Origin of the sequence: Pseudomonas sp. (assembly GCF_035277045.1) — a bacterium.
In the GTDB taxonomy this organism is placed as follows: domain Bacteria; phylum Pseudomonadota; class Gammaproteobacteria; order Pseudomonadales; family Pseudomonadaceae; genus Aquipseudomonas.
This window is the reverse complement of sequence record NZ_DATELE010000274.1, coordinates 1-2,679: the sequence shown is the minus strand read 5'-3', so window position 1 is coordinate 2,679 and position 2,679 is coordinate 1. Positions and strand designations below refer to the sequence as shown.

Here is a 2,679-nt window from a genome sequence, read left to right as displayed (position 1 = left end):
GGAACGCGCCGGCCAGGTATTGCTGGTGCGGAGCAAGGCTGGCGTACGGCCCACCCCGGCCGGTGACCGCCTGCTGGCGCATGCCCGGCAGATCCTCGCCTTGTCCGACAGCGCCTGGCGCGACCTGCACGACGTGCCATTCGAAGGTGAAGTGCATTTGGGTATCACCGATTACTTCCGCCCGGCCGATCTTACTCGCCTGCTCGCCCGCCTTGGCCAGCATTACCCGCGTTTGCGGCTGCGCACGCTGATCGGCAAGAGCGACGCGCTTGAAGCCGCGCATCGGCGTGGGGAACTGGACCTGGCGATTGTCTTGCGCACTGGGCCTACGGGGGATGCGCAGGTGTTGCGTACCGAGGCGATGCACTGGGTGACGGCGCCGGGTTCAGGCTTGCCCGACGAAGGCCGGCCTATCCCGCTGGCACTGTTGCCCGAGACCTGCTCTTTGCACCGGCTAGCGATTGACCGGCTGCAAGCGCACGGCATCGCCCATGTGGTGACGCATGTGGCTTCGGGAGTGGCAGGGTTGCAGGCGGCGGTGGCTGCCGGGCTTGGGGTGGGGTGTTTGAATGCGTCAGCGTTGATCGAGGGACGTGTTGTTGCGCTTCATAAGGACGGATTGCCTACGCTGCCCAAGGCAAGCTTCATATTGCTTGCGACGCACGGGGGTGAGCAACTTGATGCTCTGGGCGAGACAGTCATCGCTAGCCTGCGCGACTAGATTCGCCTGCTTGGGAGCACCGAATGCAGGCGGCTGGTCTTGCAGCGCCTGTTCGATTCTGGGGCCGCTTCGCGCCACAATCGCGGCACAATGCCAGCTCGGTTATCCATCCCTGCCCGGCGCAGCCGGGGCATTTGGGGGATCACTGCCCGATCCCAAATCAACATCCGGAATGAAAGGACCTGGCAGGGGCAAGGGCCTGGGCCATCCTCATATCACCTTCACAGCCCGCCCAATGAACTGGATCGGCCCCGTAGGCCGTCCGGTCGGCGAGCCATTGGGGTTTTCCAGGGTCAGTTCGAACAGCTGGTTTGGTTCCAGCGGGGGCAGTTTGTCGAGGTCGAGGGAGAGGGTCTGGCCGGGCTTGACCAGGCCGAGGGAGACGGGGCCTTGCCAGGCGTCGCCTTTGGTCCAGAACTCGAGGGCCTTGTCAGTCGGAACCTGGGCGACGCCGAGGGGGATGAGCTGGATCTGCCGGGTATCGCTGGCCTGGATCACCCAGCCGGGGGCCTGGTCCTGGGGACCGACGAGGACGACGAGGTAGCGGGTCGGTGGGGCTGTGCGGGTGAGTAGCAGCGTGCCGAGTACAAGGCTCGCGAGCAGCCCTGCTCCGGCAAGGCCGCGCCATAGCGCGAGCGGGTTCCACCAGGAGGATGCCTGCGCGGGGGCCGTGCGGGCTGGCGCCGAATGCTCGTCCAGGCTGCGTTCGATGCGCTGCCATAACCTGGGAGGCGGGGTCTGCGGTTCGACGAGTTCGGTCAGGCCGAGCAGGCGCTGTTCCCAGGCGTCCACGGCGGCGCGCAGCCGGGCGTCGTTGCCGAGGCGCTGTTGCACGTCGCGACGTTGCTCGGGCGGCAGTGTGCCGAGGACGTACTCGCTGGCGAGCTGCTCGAGGTCATCAGGGTATTCAGGCGCTGGCTTTGCGGTCATCCCATGCACTCCCGCAAGGCCACGAGGCTGCGTTTTATCCAGGCCTTGACGGTGCCAAGGGGCGTGCCGAGCTTCTCGGCGATCTGCGCGTGGGTGTAGCCATCGACGTAGGCATGCACGATGCAACTGCGTCGCGCGGGTTGCAGCTGCTCCAGGCACAAATGGATGCGGTCGGAGTGGCCGTTGAATGCTTGCGCGGGGTCCGCCTCAGGATCCACCACGTCTTCATGCTCGCCCACCAGCACCTCCCTGGCGCTATTGCGCACATGGTTGAGCGCGAGGTGCCGGGTCACGCTGTAGATCCAGCCCCGCGCCGACCCGCGCGCGGGGTCGAAACTGCCGGCGCCGTGCCAGATCTTGATAAAGGCATCGTGGACAATGTCCTGGGCCAAGCCATCGTCGCGGGCGATGCGCCGGGCGATGCCGAGCAGGCGTGCGCTGTCCTCCTGGTAGAGGTCGCGCAGCGCTTGCCGCTCGCCGCGGGCGCAGGCCTGCAGGCAGGCTTGGTGGTCAAAGCAGTGTTCGGGCAGGGACAAAGGCAACGGCCATGGACAGTGGGTGTGCCAGAGGCAGCGTAGACGAGCTACGCCGCTCGCGCTGATGACTTACTTGGCTGCCCAGAAAAGATAGTCGGCCTGGTACTGGACGACCTGCTGCTTGCCCTTGTCGGCAGGGGTGCAACCGCTTGCCGGCGCGACGCCGCCTTTGGTGGCCACGCGCTGGATGTAGCTGACGCCTTGCATCGCACCCTTGCCTTCGGCGGGGTTCGCCTTGACCAGCTGGTAGGGGATGTTGCCAGCGCTGGCGGGGGCGACGGCCAGCTGCGTGCCAGTGATGCTGGAACCATCCTTCGCCTTCCAGGTAGCCGGTGGCCCGAAGTAGTCGCCGACCTGCTTGCCGCTACGGTCGTTGAGCACGGCTTTGGGCCCAACGAACACCCACTCCGTCTGACCGGGTGCCTGGGCCTTGTCACGGCACTCGTAGGTGATCTCGCCGACGCCGACGGTTTCGAGGGCAATCGTGTGGCC

General features: G+C 66.3%; 4 protein-coding genes. 1 reads left to right on the top strand and 3 read right to left on the bottom strand.

The genetic code is table 11. From position 1 onward, the window contains the following. On the top strand, positions 1-721 hold a 721-nt coding region (locus VJS90_RS15300), incomplete at its 5' end, for a LysR substrate-binding domain-containing protein (RefSeq protein ID WP_324122487.1). 210 nt (positions 722-931) lie between these two features. On the opposite strand, the gene VJS90_RS15295 is transcribed toward VJS90_RS15300, so the two are convergent. The 3 genes from VJS90_RS15295 to VJS90_RS15285 all read right to left on the bottom strand — a co-directional run. Continuing rightward, a complete protein-coding gene (locus tag VJS90_RS15295) occupies positions 932-1,651 on the bottom strand; it encodes an anti-sigma factor (RefSeq protein WP_324122486.1) in 720 nt (239 codons plus the stop codon). After that, positions 1,648-2,181 carry a sigma-70 family RNA polymerase sigma factor gene (locus VJS90_RS15290; RefSeq protein WP_324122488.1) on the bottom strand — a complete coding sequence of 178 codons (534 nt, stop codon included), beginning with the start codon at positions 2,179-2,181 and terminating at the stop codon, positions 1,648-1,650. Before VJS90_RS15290 ends, VJS90_RS15295 begins: the two co-directional genes overlap by 4 nt. 75 nt (positions 2,182-2,256) lie before the next feature. Beyond that, positions 2,257-2,679 (bottom strand): DUF3455 domain-containing protein (locus tag VJS90_RS15285; RefSeq protein ID WP_324122485.1); only part of this gene is annotated, 423 nt, incomplete at its 5' end.

What these genes read in the sequence shown, in the direction of transcription:
- VJS90_RS15295 (WP_324122486.1), bottom strand. Translation starts at nt 1,651, where the DNA reads ATGACCGCAAAGCCAGCGCCTGAATACCCTGATGACCTCGAGCAGCTC.